This is a genomic window from Brachybacterium ginsengisoli, from assembly GCF_002407065.1.
Lineage (GTDB): Bacteria > Actinomycetota > Actinomycetes > Actinomycetales > Dermabacteraceae > Brachybacterium > Brachybacterium ginsengisoli.
Genome location: NZ_CP023564.1, coordinates 1,512,457 through 1,536,618 on the forward strand (window position 1 = coordinate 1,512,457; position 24,162 = coordinate 1,536,618).

The following is a 24,162-nucleotide window of genomic DNA, read 5'->3' on the forward strand; positions in this document are numbered from 1 at the left end:
CGGCTCAGGCGACCTGGCCGGCTGGCAGGATCGCGGCGACCTGCGTCCGGATGCTCGTCACGAGCTCCTCGATGCTCGCTGCGGCGTTGTAGCTCGCGCCAAGCTCCAGGAGCAGGATGGCCGAGACCACGTGGGCCAGCGTCGCCGCCTCGTCGGCCGAGATCGCCGCGGCTCCGGCCAGGAGGGCGGCGGTGGCCTCCTCGGTCCGCTCGACGATGGCCAGTGCCTCGGCGTGGTGGGGCTCAGAGGGATCGCCGAAGACCATCTCCCGCAGATAGGTGCGGCCGTTGTCGACCTGGACCCGGCTGCAGTGCACGACGGGGGTGAGCAGCGCCATGACGCCGTCCAGTGGCGTGGTGGTCGCCGCGGCCGCCGCCTGCCCGCGCTCGAGCGCCACGGCGTAGTGGGTGTTCTGCACGAGGAGAAGCAGCTCGCCCTTGGTCCGCGCGTAGAGGAACAGCGTGCCGGTGCCGATGTCCGCCGCGTCCGCGATCTGCTGGGTGGTGACGTCGTCGACGCCGTACTGGGAGAACAGCTCGCTCGCGGCCGCGGTGATGCGCTCGAGCTTGGCCTGCTTGTTGCGCTCGCGACGACCGAGCGGCGGGGTCACCCCTGACATCGTCTCTCCTCCTGGAATAAACGCCGAGTCACCTCAGTTCTGAGTGTAGTCACTGTTGTGTGGACTCGGAGGTGCCGATGCTCATCCTCCCACCTAAGTGCCTGGCCGCCCGGCCCGGCACCGGTCGCAGTGACGACCCGCCCGACGTCAAGGAGTCCACTCAGTCATGACCACCGCTTCCCTCTGGCAGCCGCTCACCGTGGGCCGTCTCGACCTCCCGCACCGCCTCGCCCTGTCGCCCATGACCCGCAACCGGGCGAACCCCGACGGCACCCCCGGGGAGCACACCGCGACCTACTACCGTCAGCGCGCCTCGCTCGGCCTGCTCATCAGCGAGGGGACGCAGCCGTCTGAGGACGGCCAGGGGTACTTCGCCACCCCCGGGATCCACACATCCGAGCAGATCGAGGGATGGCGCGAGGTCGCCGACGCCGTCCACGAGGACGGCGGGCACCTGTTCATCCAGCTGATGCACGCCGGCCGGATCTCCCATCCGGACAACACCCCGCATCACCGACAGCCCGTCGGGCCGTCGGCGATCTCCGCCGAGCAGGACATCCACACCCCTCGCGGCGTCGAGAAGACCCCGGTGCCCCGTGAGCTCGCCACCGAGGAGATCGCGGGCGTGATCGACGAGTTCCGTCAGAGCGCAGCCTCCGCGATCGCCGCCGGGGCGGACGGCGTGGAGATCCACGCGGCCAACGGGTACCTGCTGCACCAGTTCCTGGCACCGAACGCGAACCAGCGCACCGACGAGTACGGCGGCTCGATCGAGAACCGGGCCCGCTTCGTCCTCGAGATCGCCCAGGCTGTCGCCGACGAGATCGGTGCGGACCGCACCGGCATCCGCATCTCCCCGGCCTTCCCGCTCGGCGGGCTCGAAGAGGGCGACGCCGGCGCCGTGCGCGCCCAGTACCGCTACCTGGTGGGCGAGCTGGTCCCGCTGAACCTCGCGTACCTGCACGTCCACCACCTCGGCGACGACGAGCTGCTGCGCTCCTTCCGTGAGATGTGGCCCACCGCGCTGCTCGTTGTCCGGTACGGACGCGACCGTGATGCCATCGCCGCCGATATCGACGCCGGCCTCGCCGACATGGCGCCGCTGGGCCGCTTCGCCCTCGCCAATCCCGACGTCGTCGAGCGACTGCGCACCGATGCGCCGCTGAACGACGCCGACCCCGCCACCCTCTACACGGGCGGCGCGAACGGATATATCGACTACCCGACCCTCGCTCACGCCTGACCCCACCAGACCAGATCCAGATCGAGAGAGAAGAGCTCATGACTTCACTGAACGGCGCCATCGTCCTCGTCACCGGTGCGAACGGCGGCATCGGCACCCACTTCGTCCGGGAGGCGCTCGCCCGCGGGGCCGCCAAGGTCTACGCCACGGCCCGCACCCCGCGCACGTGGGACGACGAGCGGATCGTGCCCCTCGCACTCGACGTCACCGACCCGGCCTCCATCCAGGCCGTGGCCGAGGCTGCGTCCGATGTGACGGTGCTGATCAACAACGCCGGCATCTCCGTGCCGAGCGCCGGTCTGCTCTCCCACAGCGACGAGGAGATCCGTGCGAGCGTCGAGACCAACTTCCTCGGCCCGCTGTTCCTGACCCGTGCGTTCGCCCCGCTGCTCGCCGCGAAGCAGGGCGGCACCGCGATCATCAACCTCCATTCGGCGCTGTCCTGGTACGCCGTCGCCGGGATCTACTCGGCCACCAAAGCCGCCCTGTGGTCGTCGACGAACTCGCTGCGCCTGGAGCTGCAGCCGGCCGGCGTGCAGGTCGTCGGCGTGCACGTGGGCTGGGTCGACACCGCGATGGCGGCGCACGTCACCGACGACAAGGTCGACCCCGCCGAACTAGTCGGCCAGGTGTTCGACGCGACCGAGGCGGGGGAGCACGAAGTCCTCGCGGATGTGACCTCCGTGCACGCCAAGGCCGGGCTCTCGGCCCCGCTCGAGGCCGTGTACCCGCAGCTGGCGACCGCGCAGCAGGCCTGAGAGCACGGCGGGCGCCGGCCTGCGGGACCTCGTTGTCCCGCGGGCCGACGCCCGCCGCCGTCTGCTCAGCGGTAGCGCTGCACCGCGACCGGATTCGCCTCGGCCAGATCGCGGATCTGCTCGTGCTCGGTGCGGGAGAGCACCTCGCCGAGAGCGCCCTGGGCGAGGATCCGCCCCTCTCCGAGGAATGCGATCTGCGGGCACAGCTTCTGCAGCAGCTCGATGTCGTGCGAGGCGATGAGCGTGCCGATGCCGAGCCGCTCGATGGTCGCGGCCAGGGTCGCGGCGATGCGGGCGCGGGAGTTGGGGTCCACGGCGGTCAGGGGCTCGTCCAGCACCAGGATCTCCGGGCGCGTGGCGAGCGCGGTCGCGAGGGCGACGCGCTGGGTCTCCCCTCCGGAGAGGGTGCGCATCGTGCGCGGCATCAGGTGCTCCTCGAGCCCCACGCTCTCCAGCAGCTCGGCAGGGGAGACGGCGTGGGTGCGTCCTCCCTTGCGGGCCTCCTTCGCGGCCAGCTCGAGTCGGGAGCGGACCGTCTCCCGCGGGTCGGAGATGTTCATCGCGTACTGGGAGACGAAGCGGACGGCCGCGCGGAACTGCCGGCGGTCCTTCCCGCGCAGCTTCGAGACCTCACGCCCGTTCCAGGTGGCGCGCCCTGACGAGGGCTTGTGCTCGCCGCTGAGGGTGGCCAGCAGCGTGGTCTTGCCCGACCCGGAGGGGCCGAGCAGGCCCAGCGGGGCCGCACCGGCGTCGATGGTGAGATCGATCCCGCGCAGCACCTCCTCGCCCGGGTAGCCGGCATGCAGGGAGCTGAGGGTGAGGCTGGACGAAGCTGGCATCGGGAACTCTCTCGCGGGGAACGGACCGGACGCACTCTAGCCAGTCCACCTGTGCCGCCCCGGCAAGGGCGGCCGGGATGGGCCGGCCGGGAGGGCTCCGGCTGCTCAGCGCGAGCGGCGAGCGGGTCCCGCGGCGGGGCGCGGCTCGAGGAAGAACCCGTCGACCTGCATCGCGATGTCCTTCATCGGGGCGTCGTCATGCGGCTCGCTCTGCAGCGGGCGCACGGTCTTCTCGCGCACGGCGAGGCTGAGCACCACGGCCAGCAGCGACCGGCCGGCGAAGGCGGGATCCGCTCCCTCGCGCAGCAGGCCCTGTTCGGCGAACCCGGTGAAGCAGTGCTCGAGGACGTGCTCATGCACCTTGCGCAGGCGGGCCATGCGGAAGCGGCCGTGGTGATAGGCGCTGACGGACTCCGCGTCGAGCGTGGCGAGCAGCCGGATCGGCAGCGAGGCCGGGTGCCAGTGCTCGGCGAGTCCCAGCAGCAGCGCGTTGCGATCCGAGCGGAGCTGCGGGATGCGCTCGAGCCCAGTCTGCGCGTGCGCCTCAAGCCGGTCGATGACCCCGTCGAGCAGGGCATCCTTCGAGTCGAAGTGATGCAGCATCCCCGAGTGCGAGATCCCGATGTGCTGGCTGATGTCCCGCAGGCTGGAGCCGTGATAGCCGTGCTCGGCGAACATGTCCGCCGCGCCGTCGAGGATCTCCTCGCGGCGACCGCGCGGCACCGGTTCGGTCGCGGCCTCGGGTGGCGCCGCCTCCGGGGAGCGGGCGGGCCCGGGCTCGCCCTCGAGCAGCTCGCGGCCGATGGTCCGTTCCGACATGGCTCTCCTCGTCCTGTGCGCCGGTGGCCGGTGATGCTCGGCCACCTGGGGACGCGAGCCCGGCCATGTGGTGGGCGTCACGTCCCGCTGCTCGTCACAGTACCCCACCGGGGCACCTGGGGGAGCCATCGATTGCCGGTGTCACCAGGGGGATCGCAGGACACTCGGGCGAATCGCCGTCGAAGCGCGCCGCAGCCGGGCGGGGGATCAGGAGCGGACGAGCCGTGAGATCGCCGCGGAGGCCTCCTTGAGCTTCTCCTCGGCCTCCTCGCCGCCGGCGCGCGCGGCATCGACCACGCAGTGCTGGAGGTGGTCCTCGAGCAGGCCCATCGCCACCCCGTCCAGAGCGCTCTTCATTGCGCTGACCTGGGTGAGGATGTCGATGCAGTACTGCTCCTCGTCGACCATGCGGTGGAGCCCGCGGGCCTGGCCCTCGATGCGCTTCAGACGTGCGAGGTACCGGGACTTGTCCGAGATGTAGCCGTGGTGGTGCTCGTGCGACGCCTCCGTCGGCGTGGTGTCCTCGAGCGGTGTCGGGTCGGTGGTGGTCATGGTGTTCCTCCCGGGAACGAGGCGGTCAGGGCGCCGGAACGGTCTGGTCGGTGGTGGTCTCGGGCTGAGTGGTGCTGCGGGAGCGGAAGGTGCGCAGACGCAGGCTGTTGCCCACCACGAACACGCTCGAGAAGGCCATGGCGGCCCCGGCGAGCATCGGATTCAGCAGCCCCAGCGCCGCCAGCGGGATCGCCGCGGTGTTGTAGGCGAAGGCCCAGAAGAGGTTGCCCTTGATGGTGCCCAGGGTACGACGGGACAGGCGGATCGCGTCGGCCGCGCTGCGCAGGTCGCCGCGCACCAGGGTGATGTCCCCGGCCTCGATCGCCACGTCCGTCCCGGTGCCCATCGCGAGGCCCAGATCCGCCTGGGCGAGTGCCGGGGCGTCGTTGACGCCGTCGCCGACCGTCGCCACCACGCGCCCCTCGGCCTGCAGCCGGGTGACCACGTCGATCTTGCCCTGCGGCAGGACCTCGGCGATCACCTCGTCGATGCCGACCTCGGCGGCGATCCGCTCGGCGACCGCGCGGTGATCGCCCGTGAGCAGGATCGGGGTGAGCCCCAGATCCTTCAGCTGGGCGATCGCCTCGGCGCTGGTGGGCTTGACCGCATCGGCGATGAGCAGCACGCCGTGCGCGGCGCCGTCACGGACCACCAGGACGGCGGTCTCGCCGCGGGTCCCGGCGGCCTCCATCGCCTCCGTGAGCGGGGCGGGCAGATCGTGGCCCTCGAGAAGGGACGGCCGGCCGACGAGGACCGTGCGCCCCTCGACCACGGCCCGCACTCCGCGCCCCTCCAGGTTCTCGAACCTGTCGGCGACGGGCAGGGCGCCGGTCTCGGCGGTGGCGGCTCGGGCGACGGCCTGGGCGATCGGATGCTCGGAGGCGTCCTCCACGGCGCCGGCGTCGCGCAGCAGCTCGGCGCGGTCCACGCCCGCGGCGGGGATGACGTCGGTGAGCGTCATCCTGCCGGTGGTCACGGTGCCGGTCTTGTCCAGCAGCACCGTGTCGACCCGTCGGGTGCTCTCCAGGACCTCGGGGCCCTTGAGGAGGATGCCCAGCTGGGCGCCGCGCCCGGTGCCCACCAGCAGTGCGGTGGGGGTGGCGAGGCCGAGCGCGCAGGGGCACGCGATGATCAGCACCGCGACGGCCGCGGTGAACGCCGTCTCCAGCGGGAAGCCCGCGATGATCCAGGCTCCGAGCACGATCACCGCAAGGGCGATGACGATCGGCACGAAGATGCCGGAGACCCTGTCGGCCAGCCGCTGGATCTCGGCCTTGCCGGACTGCGCGTCCTCGACCATCCGCGCCATCCGGGCCAGCTGGGTGTCGCCGCCCACGCGGGTGGCGCGCACCAGCAGGCGGCCTCCGACGTTCACGGTCGCGCCGGTGACGGCGTCGCCCTCGCCGACCTCGACCGGCACGGACTCCCCGGTGAGCATCGAGGCGTCGACCGCGGAGGTCCCCGAGGTGATCACGCCGTCGGTCGCGATCTTCTCGCCCGGGCGGACCACGAACGTCTCGCCCACGGCGAGATCGCCCATCGGGATGCGCGTCTCGACGCCGCCTCGGAGCACGGCGACGTCCTTCGCGCCCATGTCCAGCAGGGCCCGCAGCGCGGCGCCCGCCTGCCGCTTCGAGCGCTTCTCGAGGTAGCGGCCCAGCAGGAGGAACAGGGTCACGCCCGCGGCGACCTCGAGGTAGATGTTCGCCGAGCCGTCGGTGCGGCCGATGGTCAGCGAGAACTCATGGGTCATGCCGGGGTGGCCGGCGCTGCCGAGGAACAGCGCGTACAGCGACCAGAGGAAGGCCGCGAGGACGCCCACCGAGATGAGGGTGTCCATCGTCGCCGCGCCCTGGCGGAGGTTCAGCGCCGCGGCACGGTGGAACGGCCACGCGGCCCAGACGACCACCGGCGCGGAGAGGGCCAGCACCGCCCACTGCCAGTTGGTGAACTGCAGGGCGGGGATCATCGAGAGGAGGATGACCGGCACGGAGAGCACCGCGGCGCCGATCAGGCGCTGGCGCAGGGAGACCATCTCGGGGTCCTCCTGCTCCCCGTCGGCCTCCGGCGCCGCCTCCCGCGGCGCCGGCAGCGTCGCGCCGTACCCCGACTTCTCGACCGTCGCGATGAGCTCCTGCGGGTCGTAGCCGGCCGGAGCGGAGACGCGGGCCTTCTCCGTGGCGTAGTTGACCGCGGCGGAGACGCCGTCGAGCTTGTTCAGCTTCCGCTCGATCCGGTTCGCGCACGAGGCGCAGGTCATCCCGCTGATCTCGAGCTCGATGTCGGCGCCCGGCGGATGCTGCAGCGGAGACGGGGAGGTGGTCATCGTGCGGACCTTTCTCTCGTGGGGGACGGGTCGTGGTGGTGAGGTGTGCGATGGGGAACGGGCCGGTCAGCGACCCGACGGGGCCTTCGTCAGGCCCGCACCGCCGAGTAGCCCGCCTCGGTGACGGCCGCGAGCACGGCGGCGTCCTGGACGGCCGGGGCGGCGGAGACGCTGAGCAGGCCGGTCTCGTGGCTGACCTCGACGGACTCGACGCCGGGGATCTCGCCGACCTCCTCGCGCACGGACATCTCGCAGTGGCCGCAGGTCATGCCGGTCACCTGGAACTGAGTGGTGGTCGTAGCCATGGGGCGTGCTCCTTCGTCGTGGTGGCGATACCCTATTGGGGTATCCATTGCCTCATGTATACCCCTAAGGGGTATGTGAATTCAAGGGGAGCGACCTCGGCAGAACGGGTGCTGTGGCTCACCCGAGGTGCTTCGATGGGTGCATGAGCATCGATGCGACCGCCGTCATCCGTCAGGAATCCGAGAGGCTGGTCTCGGTCCTGACCGCCACCGATCCCGGGCAAAAGGTCCCCACCTGTCCCGACTGGACGGCGGACGACCTCCTGTGGCACGTCGCCGAGGTCCATGAGTTCTGGACCGCGATCCTCGCCGCGGGCGCCACCACCGAGGACGAGGTGATGGCGATCGAGGAGGCCAAACAGCCCCGTCCGGACGGCCGCGAGGCCGTGCTTGAGCGGCGCACCGCCGCGACCGCGGCCCTGATCGCCCAGCTCGAGTCCCATGCCGACGAGGATCCCGCCTGGTTCTGGTACTCCGCGGTCCAGGGAGTGGGTGCCACTCGTCGCATGCAGATCCACGAGTCGACCATCCACCGCGTGGACGCCGAGCTCACCGCGGGAGTGCCCGTCAGTGCGATCGACGCCGAGGTCGCCGCCGCAGGGCTGGACCACGTCCTGCAGGTCATGTGGCCCGCGGCCTACGAGTGGATCCCCGAGTGGGCGAGCCTCACGCCCATCGCCCTGGTCGAGATCCGACTCGAGGGCGGCGACGCCCGGTGGCTCGGCATCAGCCGCTGGACCGGGACCCGCCCGCGCGACGGCCAAGAGTTCGACGTGCCCGTCGGCCGACTGATCGAGGACGCGGCCGAGGCCGAGCAGTTGCCCCGGTCGAGCGCCACCGGATCGGCTCTCGCGCTGGGCCTGTGGGCCTGGGGGCGTGAGCGGGCTCTCGAGAAGCTGGCCACGGGCGCCGAGGAGGTCAGCCTCGAGGGGGATCCGACAGCGCTCGCTGCTCTGCGGGCGCTGCTCTCCGAGGGTCACGACTGATCTGCGGCGAATCCCTTCGACGGGCGAGCCGTCCTTCGAGCAGGTGGACGGCGCTCGCGATCGCGAAGAAGGCCGCCAGCACCACCACGGTGGTCACGAGCACCGTGGGCCAGGAGGACACGGTGGGGTCGAGGAACGCGTAGGGATACCAGCCGGTGATCCCGCCGCGCAGCCAGGTCCCGGCGAGGAACACCACCGGATAGGCCTGCCACCACAGGATCCGTCGGACCGACGGCGCGCGTCGCCGCGCGGTGAGCATCCAGTCCGCCGCTGCGGCCAGCGGGGCCAGACGGTGAAGAACGGTCCCGGTCCAGCCGATGTCCCAGCGCAGCAGCTCGTCCAGCGGCGCCACCAGCAGCGCGTAGATGATGCCCGTCACCGCGAGGTAGAAGGCGGCCGCACCGCGCAGGTCCGCGAACCAGGACGGTCGACGTCCTCCGATCACGACCCCCGCCACCAGCACTCCGGCCAGGAGCAGGTTGGACTGGTTGGTGAAGTACGAGATGTTCTGCGCGACGAGCCCGTCGTGGGCCGACTGGACGAGGGTGGTCAGCAGCGCGGCGAGGATCAGCAGCGCGAGGGTCAGGCGCGCGATGGCCGGGAGGTGCCTCATGCGCCGTGCGGCCAGTCGTCCCGCACGTCCGCGCCGCCCTCGACGACGTCCTCGCTCGCGCCGGGAAGATCCGTCCACGAATCCTGGGGGCGGTAGCCGAGCTCGAGCTGGGTGTTGGTGAGCGACCAGCGGCGGTTGGGGTTGTCGGAGATCGCGTAGAACAGCCCGTAGCGCACCTCCGCCTCGATCGCGCAGCGCACCACCGCGGTGCAGTCCCGTGGGCTCAGCCACATGGCCCGCAGGATGTCCTCCTGGGCCGCGAGCGGGTCCTCGGAGTACCAGCCGATGCGGAGGTTGATGACGTCCAGGCCGTGCTCGTCGTGGTAGAAGCGGCTGAGCGACTCGCCGAAGATCTTCGAGACCCCGTAGAGCGAGTCGGCGCGCGGCAGCTGATCGGGGTAGACGGGCCACTGCTCGTGGCGGTCGTACATCCCCATCGCGTGGTTCGAGGAGGCGAGCACCACGCGGCGCACCCCGGCCTCGCGAGCGGCCTCGAGCACGTTGCGCACGCCCACGATATTCGCCTCGAGCACGAGCTCCCAGCTCGACTCCGGGGAGGCGGCGCCGGCCATGTGCACGACCGTGTCGATGCCGTCCATCAGGGCGAGCACCTGCTCGTACTCCCCGAGCTCGGCGAGCTTCAGCTCCGCGCCCTCGGGGGCGTCCTCCGCGCTGCGGGCGTGGAGGACCAGCTCGTAGCCCTCGGCCAGGCTCGCGGCGAGGTGGGAGCCGACCCCGCCGGTGGCCCCGGTGATCAGTACACGTCTGCGTCGTTCCGAGTCGGTCATGGCGCCATTATGGTCCGCGAGGCGCCGACGGGGACGTCGGAACAGGCGGAATGCTCGCGACCGGCCCGGATCGGTGTCGGTCAGTCCTGCGGGCGCTCCGGGCTCAGTGCGTCCTCCGCGTGGTCCGGGCCCTCCTGGTCCTCCGGACGCTCCTCCGGACGCTCTGCCGGCGCCTCCGTCGACGGAGGGCTCTGCGGCATCGGCCGGATCTCGTCCCTCAGCCGTTCCATGCGGGCATCGAGGTCGGAGGCGACCCGGGCCGCGTCGTCGAGCTCGTCCCGCAGCGACAGCGGGAGGTTCCGCCGGTACTTGTAGGACAGCTTGTGCTCGGTGCTCGCCCAGAAGTCCATCGCGATCGTGCGGATCTGCAGCTCCACGGGCACCATCTCGACGTGCTCGGAGAGATAGACGGGCACCTGCACGATGAGATGCAGGGACCGGTACCCGTTGGCCTTGGGGTGGGCGATGTAGTCCTTGACCGTGAGCACCTCGAGGTCCCGCTGCCGGCTGAGCATGTCCGCGATCCAGTACACGTCCGAGACGAAGCTGCAGGTGATCCGGATGCCGGCGATGTCCATGACGCGTTCCCGGATCGCGGGGATCGTCATCTCGCCGCCGGTGCGCACGGCCTTCTCGATCAGGGACTCGGTGGACTTCAACCGGGTGCGGACGTGCTCGATGGGGCTGTAGTCATGGAGCATCTCGAACTCGCGCCGCAGGATGTTCACCTTCGTCTGCACCTCGTCGATGCCGAACTGGTAATGCATCTGCAGGGCGGTGAGCTCGTCGTACACCTGCCTCATCCGCGAGGCGAGCTGCTCGGGATCCGCGTCGGCGCGCAGCAGCTGCTCCTGTCGGGCCGCGACGAGCGCACCCACCTCGGCAGAGGTCTCGGTGTCGCTCGACGGTGCGTCGTCCATGCGCGGGGTTCCTTCCGGGCGGTTCGGTACCCCGACGATGCCAGATCCTCCTGGGGAGGTGGTGGATCTCCGGTGGCGACGACGCGGACGATCCGCGGAGAGGGCGCCGTGACCGATGACCCCTGCTCGGCGGTCAGTGCTCGAGGTACAGCACTCAGTGCTCTGCGCTCAGCTCTGCGCTCAGCTCTCTGCGGTCAGTCCTCTGCGCCCGGTCCTCTGTGGTCAGCGCAGCGCATCCCGAGCGGCCCGCAGATCGTTGAAGGTGTAGAGATGCGGTCCCAGCAGGGCCGGCCCCGGCGTCGTCCTCGTTTCGACGCGCAGCTCCTCGAGCAGTGGAGCGGGGTCCCAGCGACCGGGTGCGAGCAGACGGCGCACGCCCGAGCCCTCTGCCGAGAGCATCCTCAGCGACCGGCCCACCCCGATCCGGGGCCCGATCGACAGCAGGCGCGCCGTGCCGACCCCGGCGGCCAGCCCCGGGCGCAGCGGAAGCCCGATGCCGGCCACGTGCAGACGCTCCCGCCAGGTCAGCAGCGGCTCCGCCTCGAAGCACATCTGGGTCACCAGGTACGAGACGTACCGGGCCTTCTCCCGCAGCAGCCGCAGCGACTCCGCCTCGTCCACGAAGGGGTGGCCCTCGGGGTGGGTGCCCGCACCGAGCACCAGGCCGGGGGACGCCTCGGCGAGCACCTCCAGCAGGTCGAGCGCGCCGTGGAGGCTGCCCGCCGGATGCGGGGCGTCCCCGGCGATGACGAACACCTCCGCGATCCCGGCCTCCGTCAACCGTGCCAGGTGCTCCCCGACCTCGCCGCCGTCGTGCAGCATGCGGGCGGCGAGATGGGGGATGGCCGTGAACCCGCACCGGGCGAGCGCGCACGCGGCCTCGAGCGTCGCGTCCAGTCCCTGGGCGGGGGAGGCGGTGACGGTGACCCGGGATCCTGCCGGAAGCATCTGCGCGACCTGATCGACGATGCCCGGCAGCGGGATCACCTCGAACTGCGGGGCGCCCTCCGCGGCTGCCGGGCCGGTCTGCGAGGTCATGAGGTCAGTCTCCACCGTCGAGGGCGGTGACGTCGCTCTTGGGCTGCTCCTTCGTCGGGTCGATGAAGGGCTTGGGGACCACGGTCGCCTCGACGAGGTCCTGCCCTGAGGGGAGTGAGGCACCGGGCCGCTCGCCGACGTCGACGGAGAAGACGGTGCCGATCTCGGAGAGGTCGCTGCGCACCAGGGCGAGGCCGATGTTCCGCTCCAGACGCGGGGAGAAGCACGCCGAGGTCACCCGGCCCACCTCCTCGCCGTCGTGGAGGACGGGGAAGGCGTCGATCATCGACCCGTCGTTGTAGGTCCCCAGGGGAGCCCCTCCGAGCTCGAGGCCCACCAGGCGGCGCGTCGGCCCGTCGGCCTTGATGCGGGCCAGGGCCTGCTTCCCGATGAAATCGGCCTCCTGCTCGAGATCCACCATCCAGTCGTAGCCCATCCCCACCTCGAAGGGGTTGGTGTCCACCGTGATGTCGGCGCCGTGGGCGAGCATGCCGCCCTCGATGCGCCGGATGTGGCAGGGTCCGATGACCCGCAGATCGTGCGGCTCGCCCGCCGCGAGGACGAGCTCCCACAGCCGCTCCGCGTCCCGGGAGGCGTGGTGGACGTAGATCTCATAGCCGATCTCCCCGGTGTACCCGGTGCGGGAGACGGTCACGTCGATGCCGTCGATCGTGAAGTCGTGCAGGTAGTAGTAGCGGATGTCCTTCACGGCGTCCCCGAGGAGATCGCGCATGAGGGCATAGGACTTCGGGCCCTGCACCTGCACCGGCCCCACGTCGATCTCCTCGATGCTCACGTCCATCCCGGCGTGGGTGGCGACGCCTCGGGCCCAGAGCAGGATGTCGCTGTCGGCGAGGGAGAGCCAGAAGCGGTTCTCCTCGAGGCGCAGCAGGATCGGGTCGTTGAGGATCCCGCCGTGCTGATCGGTGAGGAAGACGTACTTGCACTGCCCGACCCTGCACTTCGAGAGATCGCGGGTGACGAGCAGGTTGGTGAAGTCGAAGGCATCGGGACCGGAGATCTCGATCTGGCGCTCGACGCCGACGTCCCAGAGGGTGACGCCCTCCAGCAGCGCCCAGTATTCGGCGACGGGATCGCCGTAGTGCCGGGGGTGGTAGGTGTGGTTGTACACGCTGTACATCGCGACCCCATGACGCCGAGAGGCGTAGAAGAACGGGGACTTGCGGATGCGGGGGTACAGCAGCACGTGGGGATTCGGGTTCACGGTCATCGTGGCCTCCAGGAATCGTGTCCGTAGTCCACTGTGGCATTAGGGTGCGTTCTACGCAATGGCATGCGTGATGCGCATGAAGGAGAGGGCTGTGAGATGGCGACAGGTGGCGTGCAGTCGGTGGAGAGGGCGGCGCAGGTGCTCGAGATCCTGGCGCGCGACGGGCGCTGCGGCGTGGGGCGGATCGCCCAGGAGCTGGGCGTGCACCAGTCCACCGCCTCCCGTCTGGTCGCCGCTCTCGTGCAGCACGATCTCGTCGAGCGTCCGGTCGAGGGCGGCCCCGTGCAGCTCGGGATCGGCATCCTCCGCCTCGCCGCGGCGACCAGGCCCCGCCTCGACCTCGCCGCCCAGGGCGGCCCGGTGTGCGATGCGCTCGCCGAGCGGCTCGGGGAGACGGTGAACCTCGCGGTGTACCGCTCGGGCGCGGCCGTGAACGTCTACCAGGCCCAGGGCCACCGCACCGTGGCCCTGCACAACTGGGTGGGCGACGCGACCGTCCTGCACGCCACCTCGAGCGGCAAGATCCTCCTGGCGCACCTGGCCGAGGAGCGGCGCGAGGCCGTCCTGGCCGGGAGCCTGGAGCGCTTCACCCCGCGCACCCTCACCGACCCCGCCGTGCTGCGCATGCAGCTGAGCGAGGCGGGGGAGCAGGGCTGGGCGCTCGCCGAGGAGGAGTTCGAGGAGGGCCTCAACGCCGTGGCCGCCGAGATCCGTGGCGCCGAGGGCGACGTGGTCGCGGCGCTGTCCGTGGCCGGTCCCGCCTATCGGCTCTCCCGCGTGCGCCTGCCGGAGATCGCGTCCGAGGTGCAGGCCGCGGCCGCGGAGATCTCCCGGCGCCTCGGACATCGCCCCGAGGTCATCGGAGCGAGGTGAGCCCCGGGCGCTCGGCGCGCCGTCGGCTCAGCCCTTCATCCGCGAGTCCTCCGGATCGAAGGCGGGAGTGCGGCCGACGGACAGCACCTCCGCCGCCAGCCGCGCGCCGAGCAGCTCGACCTGCACGGACGTGCCCTGCGTCGCCTGCTCGATCGGCAGATACGCGAGCATCAGGTAGCGACCCACCGACGGTGCCGGGCCGGCGGAGGTGACATAGGAGCATCGTCCCCGGGCATCGACCAGCACCTCGCCGTCCGGAGAGAGGATCGGCTCACCGCCGCTCGGGCAGCGGGCCGCTCCCGCCTCGGCCGGTTCGCCGGTCAGGGCGAGGGTGCACAGCATCGCGGCCGGCCCGCGCTCGCGGGCGGACAGGTAGGCGTCGCGGCCGATGAAGTCGGCGCGCTTGACCTTCGGCAGTGCCAGGTCCGCCTCGACCGGGTCGTGCTCGCCGGTGAGCTCGGCGCCCATCAGCCGGTAGCCCTTCTCCAGTCGCCCCGTCGTCCCGTACACGCCGATCCCGGCCGCGATCGCGCCCAGCTCCGTGCCGGCCTCCCACAGCCGGTCCCACAGCCTCGGGGCGATCTCTGAGGCGGTGTGCAGCTCCCACCCGGACTCGCCCACATAGCTGATGCGCAGCATCGAGGTGGGGACTCCGGCGAGCACCGCGTCCTCGGCGGTGCCGAAGGCGAAGGCGTCGGCGGACAGATCGGTCCGGGTGAGCGCCTGGACGAGGTCCCCGGCGAGGGGACCCCACACGCCGATGGTGGTCAGGGCCGAGGTCGAGTCCGTCAGGTGCACCGACCCGTCGGCCGGGAGATGCCGTCGCAGCCATGCCAGGTCGCGTCCGCCCTCGGCGCCGCCCGTGATCACGCGGAACTCCTGCTCGCCGCGCCGCACGATCGTGAGATCGCTGCGGAAGGTCCCCGCTGCGGTGAGCAGGGGCGTGTAGACCACTCGGCCCACGGGCACATCGATGCGCGCCATCGCCAGGTGCTCGAGGAACGCCAGCGCTCCCGGGCCGGTGACCTCGAGGAACGCGAAGGCGGCGAGGTCCACGAGCGCGACCCGTTCCCGCATCGCGAGGTGCTCCGCCTCGATGAGCGGCGACCACCAGCGGGCGTCCCATTCGTGGGTGCGCTCCTCGAGACGATCTCCGAACTCCTCCAGCAGCGGCTGGTTGGATGCGTACCACTGGGGTCGCTCCCACCCGGCGGCCTCGTGGAACACCGCGCCGAGCGCCGCGGAGCGCGAGTGCAGGGGACTGGTGCGCAGGGGTCGGTCCGAGAGCCACTGCTCGCGCGGGTGGCTGATCCCGTACACCTTGGGGAAGCCCTCTTCGGCGCGGGCCCGCACGTGCTCGCGGGTGCGCTGCGCCGGGTGGAACCGCGCGATGTCCGAGCCGTGGGCGTCGATCTCGCTGGTGCCGTCCGTGAGCAGCTCCGCCACCATGCGCCCCACTCCGGCGGCCTCCTTGATCCATACCGCGGCAGCGGTCCACAGCCCGGCCACCTCCGGGGTCTCGCCCACCAGGGCACCGCCGTCCGGGGTCAGGGAGAGCAGGCCGTTGAGCGCGGCGCGCCGAGGGGGCTCGGGATCGGTGAGCAGGGAGGGGAAGAGCTCGCGGGCGTGGGCGAGCTGGGCGGTGAAGTCCTCCTCGGTGAACGGGAAGCTGGTGGGGCTCGCCTGCCCGGGATGGTTCCCCACGGGTGGGATCTCCCCGGGATCGTGGAGCAGCGGGCGGTGCGCGTAGGAGCCGATCTCGAGGTCCGCGCCGCGCTGTCGCTCGTACATCAGGTTGTCCATGTCGCGCAGCAGCGGGAAGCTCACCCACTCCTCGGTCGCGGCGAGGGCGGGGATCGGGCCAACGTCGATCATCTGGTGCACGGCAGGGGTGAGGGGGATCGTGGCCCCGGCGAGCGCCGCGACCTGGGGGCTCCACACGCCGCAGGCGATCAGCACCCGCTCGGTCTCCACGTCTCCGCGATCGGTGAGCACGCGCCGCACCCGGCCCGAGGCGGTCTCGATGCCCGTCACCTCGGTCTGCTCGAGAGTGGTCAGCGCTCCGAGGGCCGCCGCGCGCTCGCGGAACAGCTCGCCGGCGCGCAGCGGGTCCACGATGGCGCCGGTCGGGGTGTAGAAGCCGCCGAGGAACAAGTCGGCCTCGCAGTGGGGCACGAGCTCCTGGATCTCGGCGGGGGAGAGCAGGTGCGCCTCCACGCCCCAGGAGCGTGCCGAGGTCAGACGCCGCGTGAGCTCCTGCATCCGCTCGGGGCTGCGGGCGCCCTCGATGCCGCCGCAGCGGGTGAGCACCCCGAGCTCCCCGTACTGGCGCAGCGAGTCGACGGTGAGGTCGGTGATCTCCTTGGAGTGGTCCACCGGGAACACGAAGTTCGAGGCGTGCCCGGTGGAGCCGCCCGGATCCGGCAGAGGACCCTTGTCGATCTGCACGATGCGGCGCCACCCGTGCTCCGCGAGGTGGGCGACGGCGGCGTTTCCCACCACCCCCGCTCCGATGACGACGATGTCTGCGCGGTCCGGCAACTGTGCCATGGCGTCCTCCGACCTGCCCGTGGCCCTCCCACGGTAGCCGTGAAGCCGGGCCGTGCCCAGAGGCACGGGGCGCCGATCTGAGGAGGCCCAGTGGGTAGGCACCTTGCGGACGGCTGCGACCAGCAGGGGCAGGGCACTCTAGGATCGCAGCATGCTGCTCATCGCCCAGGCCTCGCAGGACGAGATCCTCGCCGCCTTCGCCGCTCTTCCCGTCCCTGAGGATTCTGTCCAGGGGTGGAGCGTGGGTCCGACCGCGCCGAGCGGGTGGACCGCCGCCCGGGTCGAGGAGGAGGCGGCGCTCCCGGAGTCCTGGGACCTGGTGGTCCTCGGCGAGGTCGGAGATCCGCGCGTGGTGCGCGTACGCGCCGGGGGAACGGAGCAGAGGTTCGTCTGGGACGCCCACGACGCGAGCATCCCTGCGGAGGCTCCCGCCGCGATCTCGGCGACCCTCAGGATGCCCGAGGTCGCGGAGCCGTTCCGCCTCGCTCTCGAGGAGCACCTGCTCGGGGAGACGACGGCGGAGGAGGAGGACCTCGCCCTCTCCCAGGTCGCCGAGGCCGTCCACGGGGAGGCGAGCGGTCTGCCGGAGCTGGGGGACTTCACCGAGCGGGATGTCCTGCTGGACCGCGGCGACGCAGAGCGGCGCCGCGGCCTCGCCGAGGAGTTCGCCCGCGACGGTGGAAGGTGGGTGCTCACGGAGATCGGTGGAGACTGGTTCACGGTGCATGACCCTGACGCCCCGGGGCTCGGCCCTGGTGCCCTCGACCTCGACAGTGCGCCGGGCGCGGACCGTCCGGTGCTCCAGCTGTCCCGCGGCGGCGGCTCGGGCGTCGTCCTCGAGGATCGCGACGACCTCCTGGAGGCGATCCACTGGAACAGCGTCTGGGTGGAGCAGTTCGACGACACCGCAGAGCGCTCCGCGGCCTGCGACGCGCTGGCTGCGGCCTTCGGCCCGGTGACGGGACAGCAGCGGCTGCGCGAGCTGTGCCGCGCGCACGATGTCGACGGCGATCCGCTCGCCCAGCTGCTCGAGCTGCTGAACATCCCCCGCGCGGCGCTGCTGGTGCTGGACGGTGATCCGTCGGCTCCCGAGCCGTTGGCGGTCGAGGCCCCGGGTGGTCTGCTGGGCGGGCTGAAGCGGCTCTTCGGCGGCCGCCGCTGAGGCGGGCCGACGGGTCCCGCGATCCGTCGGACGGCGGGCCCGGACACGACGACGAAGGCCCCGGTGAACACTCACCGGGGCCTTCCTCTTCTCGGGGTGATCGACGGGATTTGAACCCGCGACCGCCTGGACCACAACCAGGAGCTCTACCAACTGAGCTACGACCACCATGTGCGGATCGAGACCCGCAACGAGAGACAAGCATACCGTCTCCGCAGAGCGATCTCGCCCGTGAGAGCGCTGTAGGAGTGTGAGACGCATTGCATCGCCCAGCAGGGCTCCCGCAGACTGGCGACATGATCGTCGCCTTCTCCGTCCAGCCCACCGGTGAGCCCTCCGACCCGACCCTCGTGCGCGAGCTCGCCGACGGGTCCGACGCCGCGAGCGTCCACGACGCCGTCGCCGCTGCGGTGCGGATCGTGCGGGAGTCCGGTCTGCCCACGCGCACCAGCTCGATGTTCACCGAGATCGAGGGGGAGTGGGGCGAGGTGATGGACGTGGTGCGCCGCGCGACGGAGGAGGCCGGGCGCTATGGCTCCCGCGTCTCGCTCGTGCTGAAGGTCGACATCCGGCCCGGTCACGAGGGCGAGCTGGACGGGAAGGTCCAGCGGGTCGAGCAGATGCTCGGCGACCCGGAGGCCTGAGACCCGCCGATCCGACGCGTTCAGATCTCGGTCCCGTCGCTCAAACCCGGGATGGTCACAGGGCCGACAGGGTCCCGTCCACGAAACGGTAGATGTTCTCGTGCTTGACCCCGAACCGGCCGCCGAGCGGTCGGATGTGCGGTTCGACGGTGAACAGCTCCACGCTGTCCAGCCGCGCCCGGTTCCCGAGCTCGAGGTAGATCCGTGCAGAGCTCTCGCGCGCGATCGAATGGCCCAGGTTGCCGCGGAAGTCGAGGTTCTCGAAGCCGTGCGCGGCGATGCGGCTGTTCATGGCGTGGGCGAGGGCCTCGAAGGTCATGTCGGGCTGCGCGATGCGCAGCAGCTCGTCGTGGAGCGCATGCTCGACCGCCACGGCATCGCTCCACTCCCCGCGGCGGCTCTCGCGCGCATCGGCCAGTGGGACGCCGTCCTCGAGCACGAGGGTGCGGGCGAAGTCGCCCCAGATGCCGCGGCGCTGGGGGCTGAGATCCACGGTGATCAGCTCGGACTCGCCCAGGATGTGCTCCGGGGTGCGGTACTCCCTGCCGGACACGGACAGGACGGTGTCCTCGCCGGCGAAGACGAAGGCGCCGATGCCCCAGTACCAAAAGGAATCCGCCCCCAGCTCTCGCAGGGCGTCCTCGCCCAGACGACGGAGCTCGTGGAGGGACTGGCCGGGACGGAGCGATGCCCGGGCGCTCTCCATCGCGGCACGCGCCATGTCCTGCATCGCGGCATGCTCCTGCACGACGCTGTCCGGACAGGTCGGCATCGGCTCGGAGCTCGGGGACGTCATCACGCCACCGGCGCCAGCGCGTCGTACTCCCGGAAGCGGGGCAGTCGTTGCAAGAGCACGGTGACCAGCACGATCACCACCAGACCGCCCAGAAGCGGCGGGAACCACAGCGCCGTGAGCGAGGCGAGGGTCCCGGCGTAGAGGGCGCCCACCCGCGGCCCGCCCGCGACCACCACGATGAAGATGCCCTGGAGTCTGCCGCGCATCGTATCGGGCACCGCGGCCTGCATCATCGTGTTGCGGTAGATCGAGGAGATGTTGTCCGCCCCGCCGGAGACGGCCAGGGCCAGGCATGCCGCCGCGATGAGCGCCAGGTGCGGGGTGCTCGCGTCGGCGCCCGGGAAGAACGTGCTCACCAGGAGCACCGCGCCGAACATCGCGATCGCGGCGCCGTACACCTGGATGGCCCGCGCGATCCCGCGACCGTGCCAGCGGTACCGGGACGCCCTCCCGGAGAAGACGCTCGAGAGGAAGGTGCCCGCCGCGACGGAGGCGGTCAGCACCCCGGTGGTGATCGCGCCGCCTCCCAGCAGCACCGTGCCCAGCGCCGGGAAGAGTGTCAGCGGGTTGCCGAAGGTCATCGCGATGATGTCCATCAGGTACTGGGTGCGGATATTGGCCGAGCGGCGCAGGTAGCGCCAGCCGTCCACCAGCGAGGCGAGGCCGGGGCGCACGATCTCCCCCTCGGGTCGCAGCGCGGGCAGGCTCCACAGCCCCAGGAACATCGCCAGCATGAGGACCACGTCGATCGTGTACGTGAGCCCGTAGCCGGTGGCCGCCACGAGCACGCCCGCGAGCGCCGGGCCCACCATCACCATCACCCCGATGGTGATGCCGTTCAGCGCCGAGGCCGCCGCCAGCAGGTCCGCGGGGATCAGCCGCGGCACGATGGCGGTGCGCGTGGCCATGCCCACCGAGTTCGCGGCCGAGTTGATCACGCTGAGCAGGTACAGCCAGGCGATGGTCTCCAGCCCGGCCCAGGTCAGCGTGGCGAGCAGCGCGGTGGAGAGCAGGGTGATCACGGCGGCGGCGAGCGCGACGCGGCGCCGGTCGAAGGCATCGGCGAGCATCCCGCCGTAGAGTCCCGCGACGATCATCGGCACCAGGCCCGCGACCGCGACCATGGAGACGGCGAAGGTGCTGCCCGTCAGGGCGAACACGTGCAGCATCACGGTGACGATCGTGAGCTGACCGCCGAGGCCCGCGAGGGTCGACCCGATCCACAGCTTCGTGAACGCGCTGCTGGCGCGGAAGGGGCGCAGGTCCAGGAACGCTGAACCGCGGGAATCAGCGGAAGGGGGCACAGGAGGAGAGTACGCGGCGATCGCGGTGGGGCCGACGCGGTGGATGCGGCCCCGACACGACGAACGGGCCCCGCCCGCCTCCAGGAGGAGGGGGGCGGGGCCCGCGGTTCGAGGTGGTCCTCGCCGTCTGCTCAGCTGTGCAGGTCGTGGTCCAGCAGGCCGTCCCGCAGGGCCGCGGCGAGCACGGGCGTCACGGGCAGGCGGGGGATGAGCGTGGCCTGGAAGGCGTGGTAGATGTCGGGCTTGCCCGGCCAGGTCACGCCCTGGACCTCGTTGTCCGCGTCGAGCTCGTGGAACCACGAGCCGCTCTCGGGGTCCAGCAGATAGGTGGAGATGTACTCCCACCACTGCTCGTAGCGCTCGGCCCAGATCCGGTCACCGGTCACCTGGTGCATGACGGCGGCGGCGCCGATCGCCTCGGCCGCGACCCAGTGCATCCGCTCGCTGGAGACGGGGGTGCCGTCCCAGTCCACGGTGTAGACCCAGCCGGGCTGCCCGTCGGCCCCGAAGGCCGCGGCGGACTTCTCCATCAGCGCGGTGGCGGCCTCGAGCATCCACTCCGGGGCCTCGCCGTCGGCCGCGATGAGCGCGGCGCGCGCATGCAGCACCAGGCGGGACCACTCGATCCAGTGCCCGATCGTCGCACCATAGGGGCGGAACGGATGGGCCGGCTGGTCCTTGTTGTAGTCCAGCAGCGGGGACCAGTCCACGTCGAAGTGCTCGGGCAGCGCCCAGTCGTTGGAGCGGGCGAACTCGTCGATCGCGCGGGTCGCGATGCCGACGGCGCGGTCCAGCCAGCGGCGCTCGCCGGTGACGTCCGCCGCGGCGAGCAGCGCCTCGACGGTGTGCATGTTCGCGTTGATCCCGCGGTACTCCTCGCACTCCTCGAAGGCAAGGTCGAAGGTGTCCACGCTCATGCCCGCGGACTCCTCGAAGAACTTCTCGTCCAGCACGGCGAGAGCCTCGTCCAGCAGCTCGCGCGCTCCGGGACGCCCGGCGGCGGTCGCGCTCGCGGCGGCGAGCACCACGAAGGCGTGCGCGTAGGCCTGCTTGGAGTCGTCCACCGCGGCGCCGTCGGCCACGGCGGAGAACCAGCCGCCGTGCTCGTCGTCGTGGAACACCCCGCGCAGGGAGTCCAGGCCGTGATCGGCCAGGCGCCCCAGGCCCGGGCGGCCCAGCAGGTGGCCCAGCGCGAAGGAGTGGGTCATCCGGCAGGTGATCCACAGCTCCGAGGGGCGGGAGAGATCGGGTTCGCCGTCCTCATCGAGCCAGGCGAAGCCGCCGTCCTCCCGCACGGACTCGGAGCCGAACTGCAGCAGCTCGTCGGCCTCGCCGGCGAGCCACTCGCGGTGCGAGGCGCGATCCAGCCACGGCACGTGCGGCGCGGGCGCCGGGGCGGCGGCTGCGCCCGGCTCCTCGCGCAGCTCGAAGCTGCGGGAGGCCTCCTGGGCCTGGGAGGTGGTGGGGCCGGGCTCGTCCACCAGGAGCACCTCGCGGTAGTACTTCAGCTCCTGGATCGACTCGCGGATGTCCGCGAGCGCGCGGTGGCCGCCGTGCTTGGCGGGGATGTTGTAGTAGACCCGCGGGAACCAGCGCTTGGCGAGCTCCTTGAGGCTGGAGACGTCGATGGTGCGGTACGAGAGCCACTGCGCGAACTCGGGCACGTCGCGGTCCAGGAACACGCGGTCGGTGCCCACGCTGTTACCGGCCAGCGGCGCCTTGCCGGGCTCGGGGCAGTACCGGCGCACGTAGGCGAGGCACTGGGCCTGGGCGTCCTCGAGCGTGGTGCCGCCGTCGAGCTCCTCGAGGAGCCCGGAGACGGTGTGCATGTTCACCACGAAGGGATCCATGCCCTGCAGGGACTCCGCCGGGGGCTTGATGACGACGTCGACACCGTCCCCGAGGATGTTCAGATCGGCGTCGGTCACGAGGACGGCGATCTCGACGAGCGCGTCGCGCTTCTTGTCGAGGCCTGTCATCTCGCAGTCGACCCAGATGATGCGGTCGTTGATGGCACGTGTGGAGCTGGAGGTCACCGGACAACAGTATCGCGGGCACGCTCGCGAACGGCTCCGGCCGGGGAGTCCACGACGGTGCAGAAGGTTACTATCGGGTCATTCGGGATCGATGACGAGCCGACGAGGCGTCCAGGAGGACCGCGCTGTGAACATGTACTTCCGACTCCTGCTGTTCCTCCTGCGCGTGCGGAGGAAGTCGCCGCTGAGCATCTGGGACACCTCCCACGCGAGCTTCCGCGTGAACCCCGCGGACCTCGACGTGCAGCGCCACATGAACAACGGCCGGTACCTCTCGATCATGGATCTGGGGCGGATGGACCTGATGCTCCGCTCGGGGTTCTGGAAGAAGGTCACCGACCAGGGCTGGTATCCGGTGGTGGCGGGGCAGACCATCACCTACCGCCGGTCCCTCACCCTGGGGCAGAAGTTCGACGTGGCCACGCGCGTGATCGGGTACGACGAGCGCTGGATCTACATGGAGCAGGTCTTCCGGCGCGGGAGCACGGTCATCGCCGATGCGATCGTCCGCGCCCGCTTCCTGCGCACCTCGGGCGGCTCGGTCGACGTCCAGGAGGTGCTCGCCCTCACCGGGGACGCCCCCGAGGATCAGGTGCTCCCGGAGTGGGTGGGGCGGTGGAACCGGGAGTCCTCCGCCCACAGCAGGGGCCTCGGCGAGAACTCCCGCGAACGCTGAGGCTCGCCAGCGCGCTGGATCCGATCGCCGTCGGCCGTGTGGATGACGGTCTGTGACGAGACCATGGCCCCTCGCGCGGTGCCGCCCCTACGTTGTGCCCATGACGATCTCCGACACCGCGCCCACCGCCCTCTCCGATGCCGACCTCGCCGCCAGCGCGGGCGAGCGCGCCGACCGCCTCACCGCCGCCGGTGCGGCGTGGAGCGAGCGGATCGACGCCCGCCGCGAGTCCGCTCATCTGACGTACACCGTCCACGGCAGCGGCGTGGGCGCCGTCGCCTCCGCCCTCCGGGCCGGTCGCCACGAGTTCGCGGTCGACGAGCCGGCCGCGCTCGCCGGGGACGACCTCGCCGCCAGCCCGGTCGAGGTGGCTCTCGGCGCGCTGATCTCCTGCCAGGTGGTCGTCTATCGCCTGTACGCCCACGCGCTCGGCATCCAGGTCGACGACATCGACGTGACCGCCGAGGGCGACCTCGACGCGGCCCGACTGTTCGGCAAGGACGACTCCGTGCGCGCCGGCTTCGAGTCCGTGCGGCTGACCGTGCGCCTCACCGGTCCCGAGACCGCGGAGCGCTACGAGGAGCTGCGGGCCGCGGTGGACGCGCACTGCCCCGTGCTCGACCTCTTCCAGAACCCGACCCCCGTCACCACCACGGTGGAGGTCACCGCCGCCTGACGGCCTCGCCGGCCTGCTGCACCGAACGGGCCCGGAGCCACTCCACGAGAGAGACCACGAGCAGGATGCCCACGACGGTGAGCAGGATCCACTGCTCGAACACCACGGCCAGCACCGCGGCGAGCAGCAGCGCCACGAGATAGATGAGGTTCAGGACCCGCAGCGAGAGCCCCAGCAGGCGCGCCCCGAACCGGGTGCGGGCCAGGCGCAGCAGGAGCAGCAGGGCGATCACGCCGAACGTCAGGAATCGCAGCATGACCGGGGCTCCTGGATCGGTGGTGGGTGAGCGGTGCCCCCAGCAGGACTCGAACCTGCAACCTACGGATTAGAAGGCCGTTGCTCTATCCATTGAGCTATGGAGGCTGACGGCGCACGAGTCTACCGAGGTTCCGGTCCCCGGCGGTGCAA

24 protein-coding genes and 2 tRNA genes are annotated in these 24,162 nt (G+C 71.3%); 8 read left to right on the forward strand and 18 right to left on the reverse strand.

What is annotated here, in order from left to right:
* Positions 1 to 4: 4 nt before the first annotated feature.
* A complete protein-coding gene (locus tag CFK41_RS06695; protein WP_096798955.1) occupies positions 5 to 619 on the reverse strand; it encodes a TetR/AcrR family transcriptional regulator in 615 nt (204 codons plus the stop codon).
* 166 nt (positions 620 to 785) lie between these two features.
* Here CFK41_RS06695 and CFK41_RS06700 point away from each other — a divergent pair, with 166 nt between their 5' ends.
* Both CFK41_RS06700 and CFK41_RS06705 read left to right on the forward strand, forming a co-directional pair.
* The gene (locus CFK41_RS06700) at positions 786 to 1,862 is read left to right on the forward strand and encodes an alkene reductase (RefSeq protein WP_096798956.1); all 1,077 of its coding nucleotides are present in this window, start codon (positions 786 to 788) and stop codon (positions 1,860 to 1,862) included.
* Between the two features lie 38 nt (positions 1,863 to 1,900).
* On the forward strand, positions 1,901 to 2,620 hold the full coding sequence (locus tag CFK41_RS06705) for an SDR family oxidoreductase (RefSeq protein WP_096798957.1): 720 nt from the start codon (positions 1,901 to 1,903) through the stop codon (positions 2,618 to 2,620).
* Positions 2,621 to 2,685: 65 nt separating this feature from the next.
* Here the strand turns inward: CFK41_RS06705 and CFK41_RS06710 are convergent, their stop codons facing one another.
* From CFK41_RS06710 to CFK41_RS06730, 5 genes are all read right to left on the reverse strand, one after another.
* Complete coding sequence (locus CFK41_RS06710; RefSeq protein ID WP_096798958.1) at positions 2,686 to 3,459, reverse strand: ABC transporter ATP-binding protein; 774 nt, start codon at positions 3,457 to 3,459, stop codon at positions 2,686 to 2,688.
* A 105-nt stretch (positions 3,460 to 3,564) separates the two neighbouring features.
* The gene (locus CFK41_RS06715) at positions 3,565 to 4,278 is read right to left on the reverse strand and encodes a TetR/AcrR family transcriptional regulator (protein WP_096798959.1); all 714 of its coding nucleotides are present in this window, start codon (positions 4,276 to 4,278) and stop codon (positions 3,565 to 3,567) included.
* A gap of 207 nt (positions 4,279 to 4,485) precedes the next feature.
* Complete coding sequence (locus tag CFK41_RS06720) at positions 4,486 to 4,830, reverse strand: metal-sensitive transcriptional regulator (RefSeq protein WP_096798960.1); 345 nt, start codon at positions 4,828 to 4,830, stop codon at positions 4,486 to 4,488.
* 25 nt (positions 4,831 to 4,855) lie between these two features.
* Complete coding sequence (locus CFK41_RS06725; protein WP_096798961.1) at positions 4,856 to 7,156, reverse strand: heavy metal translocating P-type ATPase; 2,301 nt, start codon at positions 7,154 to 7,156, stop codon at positions 4,856 to 4,858.
* An 89-nt stretch (positions 7,157 to 7,245) separates the two neighbouring features.
* Complete coding sequence (locus CFK41_RS06730) at positions 7,246 to 7,461, reverse strand: heavy-metal-associated domain-containing protein (RefSeq protein ID WP_096798962.1); 216 nt, start codon at positions 7,459 to 7,461, stop codon at positions 7,246 to 7,248.
* 143 nt (positions 7,462 to 7,604) lie between these two features.
* Between CFK41_RS06730 and CFK41_RS06735 the strand changes: the two genes are divergently transcribed.
* Positions 7,605 to 8,447 (forward strand): maleylpyruvate isomerase N-terminal domain-containing protein, encoded by an 843-nt coding sequence (locus CFK41_RS06735; protein ID WP_096798963.1) that lies wholly within the window; start codon positions 7,605 to 7,607, stop codon positions 8,445 to 8,447.
* On the opposite strand, the gene CFK41_RS06740 is transcribed toward CFK41_RS06735, so the two are convergent.
* The 5 genes from CFK41_RS06740 to CFK41_RS06760 all read right to left on the reverse strand — a co-directional run bounded on the left by CFK41_RS06740 (position 8,380) and on the right by CFK41_RS06760 (position 13,037).
* Positions 8,380 to 9,060: a Pr6Pr family membrane protein gene (locus CFK41_RS06740; protein ID WP_169928796.1), complete on the reverse strand. Its 681-nt coding sequence runs from the start codon at positions 9,058 to 9,060 to the stop codon at positions 8,380 to 8,382. The genes CFK41_RS06735 and CFK41_RS06740 overlap by 68 nt on opposite strands.
* Positions 9,057 to 9,848: an NAD-dependent epimerase/dehydratase family protein gene (locus CFK41_RS06745; protein ID WP_096798964.1), complete on the reverse strand. Its 792-nt coding sequence runs from the start codon at positions 9,846 to 9,848 to the stop codon at positions 9,057 to 9,059. Before CFK41_RS06745 ends, CFK41_RS06740 begins: the two co-directional genes overlap by 4 nt.
* 80 nt (positions 9,849 to 9,928) lie before the next feature.
* Entirely contained in the window at positions 9,929 to 10,768 is an 840-nt protein-coding gene (locus CFK41_RS06750) for a GTP pyrophosphokinase (RefSeq protein ID WP_096798965.1), read from the reverse strand.
* A gap of 222 nt (positions 10,769 to 10,990) precedes the next feature.
* Positions 10,991 to 11,806 carry a methylenetetrahydrofolate reductase gene (locus tag CFK41_RS06755; RefSeq protein WP_096800977.1) on the reverse strand — a complete coding sequence of 272 codons (816 nt, stop codon included), beginning with the start codon at positions 11,804 to 11,806 and terminating at the stop codon, positions 10,991 to 10,993.
* A 4-nt stretch (positions 11,807 to 11,810) separates the two neighbouring features.
* Positions 11,811 to 13,037 carry a glycine cleavage T C-terminal barrel domain-containing protein gene (locus CFK41_RS06760; RefSeq protein ID WP_096798966.1) on the reverse strand — a complete coding sequence of 409 codons (1,227 nt, stop codon included), beginning with the start codon at positions 13,035 to 13,037 and terminating at the stop codon, positions 11,811 to 11,813.
* Between the two features lie 96 nt (positions 13,038 to 13,133).
* On the opposite strand from CFK41_RS06760, the gene CFK41_RS06765 reads away from it, so the two are divergent.
* Positions 13,134 to 13,910 carry an IclR family transcriptional regulator gene (locus CFK41_RS06765; protein ID WP_227873236.1) on the forward strand — a complete coding sequence of 259 codons (777 nt, stop codon included), beginning with the start codon at positions 13,134 to 13,136 and terminating at the stop codon, positions 13,908 to 13,910.
* Positions 13,911 to 13,937: 27 nt separating this feature from the next.
* Here CFK41_RS06765 and CFK41_RS06770 read toward each other — a convergent pair whose 3' ends face one another.
* Positions 13,938 to 16,460 (reverse strand): GcvT family protein, encoded by a 2,523-nt coding sequence (locus CFK41_RS06770; protein WP_096798968.1) that lies wholly within the window; start codon positions 16,458 to 16,460, stop codon positions 13,938 to 13,940.
* Between the two features lie 151 nt (positions 16,461 to 16,611).
* Between CFK41_RS06770 and CFK41_RS06775 the strand changes: the two genes are divergently transcribed.
* Complete coding sequence (locus CFK41_RS06775) at positions 16,612 to 17,622, forward strand: hypothetical protein (protein ID WP_096798969.1); 1,011 nt, start codon at positions 16,612 to 16,614, stop codon at positions 17,620 to 17,622.
* 95 nt (positions 17,623 to 17,717) lie between these two features.
* On the opposite strand, the gene CFK41_RS06780 is transcribed toward CFK41_RS06775, so the two are convergent.
* A tRNA-His gene (locus CFK41_RS06780) sits at positions 17,718 to 17,790 on the reverse strand.
* Between the two features lie 128 nt (positions 17,791 to 17,918).
* Between CFK41_RS06780 and CFK41_RS06785 the strand changes: the two genes are divergently transcribed.
* Entirely contained in the window at positions 17,919 to 18,266 is a 348-nt protein-coding gene (locus CFK41_RS06785; protein ID WP_096798970.1) for a thiamine-binding protein, read from the forward strand.
* Between the two features lie 55 nt (positions 18,267 to 18,321).
* Here the strand turns inward: CFK41_RS06785 and CFK41_RS06790 are convergent, their stop codons facing one another.
* From CFK41_RS06790 to orn, 3 genes are all read right to left on the reverse strand, one after another.
* Positions 18,322 to 19,062, reverse strand: coding sequence for a M24 family metallopeptidase (locus CFK41_RS06790; protein ID WP_227873237.1), 741 nt, complete (start codon positions 19,060 to 19,062; stop codon positions 18,322 to 18,324).
* Entirely contained in the window at positions 19,062 to 20,366 is a 1,305-nt protein-coding gene (locus tag CFK41_RS06795) for an MFS transporter (RefSeq protein ID WP_096798971.1), read from the reverse strand. The genes CFK41_RS06790 and CFK41_RS06795 overlap by 1 nt, the downstream gene beginning before the upstream one ends.
* Positions 20,367 to 20,497: 131 nt before the next feature.
* Positions 20,498 to 22,402: an oligoribonuclease gene (orn, locus tag CFK41_RS06800; RefSeq protein WP_096798972.1), complete on the reverse strand. Its 1,905-nt coding sequence runs from the start codon at positions 22,400 to 22,402 to the stop codon at positions 20,498 to 20,500.
* 91 nt (positions 22,403 to 22,493) lie between these two features.
* On the opposite strand from orn, the gene CFK41_RS06805 reads away from it, so the two are divergent.
* Both CFK41_RS06805 and CFK41_RS06810 read left to right on the forward strand, forming a co-directional pair.
* Positions 22,494 to 23,078: an acyl-CoA thioesterase gene (locus CFK41_RS06805; RefSeq protein ID WP_227873238.1), complete on the forward strand. Its 585-nt coding sequence runs from the start codon at positions 22,494 to 22,496 to the stop codon at positions 23,076 to 23,078.
* A 100-nt stretch (positions 23,079 to 23,178) separates the two neighbouring features.
* Positions 23,179 to 23,754 carry an OsmC family protein gene (locus tag CFK41_RS06810; protein WP_096798973.1) on the forward strand — a complete coding sequence of 192 codons (576 nt, stop codon included), beginning with the start codon at positions 23,179 to 23,181 and terminating at the stop codon, positions 23,752 to 23,754.
* On the opposite strand, the gene CFK41_RS06815 is transcribed toward CFK41_RS06810, so the two are convergent.
* Both CFK41_RS06815 and CFK41_RS06820 read right to left on the reverse strand, forming a co-directional pair.
* Positions 23,741 to 24,010 carry a hypothetical protein gene (locus CFK41_RS06815; protein ID WP_096798974.1) on the reverse strand — a complete coding sequence of 90 codons (270 nt, stop codon included), beginning with the start codon at positions 24,008 to 24,010 and terminating at the stop codon, positions 23,741 to 23,743. The genes CFK41_RS06810 and CFK41_RS06815 overlap by 14 nt on opposite strands.
* Positions 24,011 to 24,044: 34 nt before the next feature.
* A tRNA-Arg gene (locus CFK41_RS06820) sits at positions 24,045 to 24,117 on the reverse strand.
* Between the last annotated feature and the right edge of the window lie 45 nt (positions 24,118 to 24,162).

What these genes read in the sequence shown, in the direction of transcription:
- CFK41_RS06805 (WP_227873238.1), top strand. Translation starts at nt 22,494, where the DNA reads ATGACGAGCCGACGAGGCGTCCAGGAGGACCGCGCTGTGAACATGTAC.
- CFK41_RS06810 (WP_096798973.1), top strand. Translation starts at nt 23,179, where the DNA reads ATGACGATCTCCGACACCGCGCCCACCGCCCTCTCCGATGCCGACCTC.
- CFK41_RS06760 (WP_096798966.1), bottom strand. Translation starts at nt 13,037, where the DNA reads ATGACCGTGAACCCGAATCCCCACGTGCTGCTGTACCCCCGCATCCGC.
- CFK41_RS06710 (WP_096798958.1), bottom strand. Translation starts at nt 3,459, where the DNA reads ATGCCAGCTTCGTCCAGCCTCACCCTCAGCTCCCTGCATGCCGGCTAC.
- CFK41_RS06735 (WP_096798963.1), top strand. Translation starts at nt 7,605, where the DNA reads ATGAGCATCGATGCGACCGCCGTCATCCGTCAGGAATCCGAGAGGCTG.
- CFK41_RS06700 (WP_096798956.1), top strand. Translation starts at nt 786, where the DNA reads ATGACCACCGCTTCCCTCTGGCAGCCGCTCACCGTGGGCCGTCTCGAC.
- CFK41_RS06770 (WP_096798968.1), bottom strand. Translation starts at nt 16,460, where the DNA reads ATGGCACAGTTGCCGGACCGCGCAGACATCGTCGTCATCGGAGCGGGG.
- CFK41_RS06815 (WP_096798974.1), bottom strand. Translation starts at nt 24,010, where the DNA reads ATGCTGCGATTCCTGACGTTCGGCGTGATCGCCCTGCTGCTCCTGCTG.
- CFK41_RS06775 (WP_096798969.1), top strand. Translation starts at nt 16,612, where the DNA reads ATGCTGCTCATCGCCCAGGCCTCGCAGGACGAGATCCTCGCCGCCTTC.
- CFK41_RS06695 (WP_096798955.1), bottom strand. Translation starts at nt 619, where the DNA reads ATGTCAGGGGTGACCCCGCCGCTCGGTCGTCGCGAGCGCAACAAGCAG.
- CFK41_RS06755 (WP_096800977.1), bottom strand. Translation starts at nt 11,806, where the DNA reads ATGACCTCGCAGACCGGCCCGGCAGCCGCGGAGGGCGCCCCGCAGTTC.
- CFK41_RS06715 (WP_096798959.1), bottom strand. Translation starts at nt 4,278, where the DNA reads ATGTCGGAACGGACCATCGGCCGCGAGCTGCTCGAGGGCGAGCCCGGG.
- CFK41_RS06740 (WP_169928796.1), bottom strand. Translation starts at nt 9,060, where the DNA reads ATGAGGCACCTCCCGGCCATCGCGCGCCTGACCCTCGCGCTGCTGATC.
- CFK41_RS06745 (WP_096798964.1), bottom strand. Translation starts at nt 9,848, where the DNA reads ATGACCGACTCGGAACGACGCAGACGTGTACTGATCACCGGGGCCACC.
- CFK41_RS06720 (WP_096798960.1), bottom strand. Translation starts at nt 4,830, where the DNA reads ATGACCACCACCGACCCGACACCGCTCGAGGACACCACGCCGACGGAG.
- CFK41_RS06750 (WP_096798965.1), bottom strand. Translation starts at nt 10,768, where the DNA reads ATGGACGACGCACCGTCGAGCGACACCGAGACCTCTGCCGAGGTGGGT.
- CFK41_RS06785 (WP_096798970.1), top strand. Translation starts at nt 17,919, where the DNA reads ATGATCGTCGCCTTCTCCGTCCAGCCCACCGGTGAGCCCTCCGACCCG.
- CFK41_RS06705 (WP_096798957.1), top strand. Translation starts at nt 1,901, where the DNA reads ATGACTTCACTGAACGGCGCCATCGTCCTCGTCACCGGTGCGAACGGC.
- CFK41_RS06725 (WP_096798961.1), bottom strand. Translation starts at nt 7,156, where the DNA reads ATGACCACCTCCCCGTCTCCGCTGCAGCATCCGCCGGGCGCCGACATC.
- CFK41_RS06790 (WP_227873237.1), bottom strand. Translation starts at nt 19,062, where the DNA reads ATGACGTCCCCGAGCTCCGAGCCGATGCCGACCTGTCCGGACAGCGTC.
- CFK41_RS06765 (WP_227873236.1), top strand. Translation starts at nt 13,134, where the DNA reads ATGGCGACAGGTGGCGTGCAGTCGGTGGAGAGGGCGGCGCAGGTGCTC.
- CFK41_RS06730 (WP_096798962.1), bottom strand. Translation starts at nt 7,461, where the DNA reads ATGGCTACGACCACCACTCAGTTCCAGGTGACCGGCATGACCTGCGGC.